The sequence below is a fragment of the Candidatus Competibacter phosphatis genome (genome assembly GCF_012939995.1).
GTDB lineage: Bacteria > Pseudomonadota > Gammaproteobacteria > Competibacterales > Competibacteraceae > Competibacter > Competibacter phosphatis.
Map to the genome: position 1 here is coordinate 1 of NZ_SPMZ01000101.1, position 669 is coordinate 669.

General features: G+C 61.9%; 1 pseudogene. It reads left to right on the plus strand.

The window, feature by feature from the left end:
• Nucleotides 1-669: pseudogene (locus E4P82_RS20780) on the plus strand (FAD-binding protein); the annotation flags it as partial.

Consider the following 669-nt stretch of genomic DNA (forward strand, 5'->3'; position numbering starts at 1 on the left):
TGGCAAGAATCACCATGTCGCTGGCAGTTTCGGCGAACAAGTCCGCCTATTCGAACTGCTGCGTTCGGATGGTACACGGCTGCTTTGCGGGCCGGAGCAAAATATCGAATGGTTCCGGGCCACGGTCGGCGGGCTGGGTCTGACCGGGCTGATCGCTTGGGTCGAAATCCAGTTGCAGCGTATCGCCAATCCCTGGATCGTGGTCGAGCATCGACGCTTTGCCAACCTGCATGAATTCTTCGCGCTCAACGACGATTACGAGGCGCGTTACCCATACATCGTGTCCTGGATCGATTGCGCCGCCGCCGGGCGGACGCTGGGTCGGGGCCTCTACTTGGCGGGTATGCATGCGCCATCGGGCGTTGTGGCTCCGGCACCACCATTGCGTCGGTCGCTGACCGTGCCATTCACGCCGCCGGTTTCCTGGGTGAACAAGCTGAGCGTGCATGGCTTCAACGGGCTTTACTACCATCTGCCGCGTCCGGCGCGCGGTCTGACACCCTATCAGCCCTTCTTTTACCCGCTGGACAACCTGCTGGAATGGAACCGCTTGTATGGCGCGCGCGGTTTCTTCCAATACCAATGCGTCATTCCGCCGGAATCGGCCCGCGACGCCCTGCGGGAAATCCTTGCCCGCATCGCCGCCAGCGGCCAAGGCTCGATGTTGGC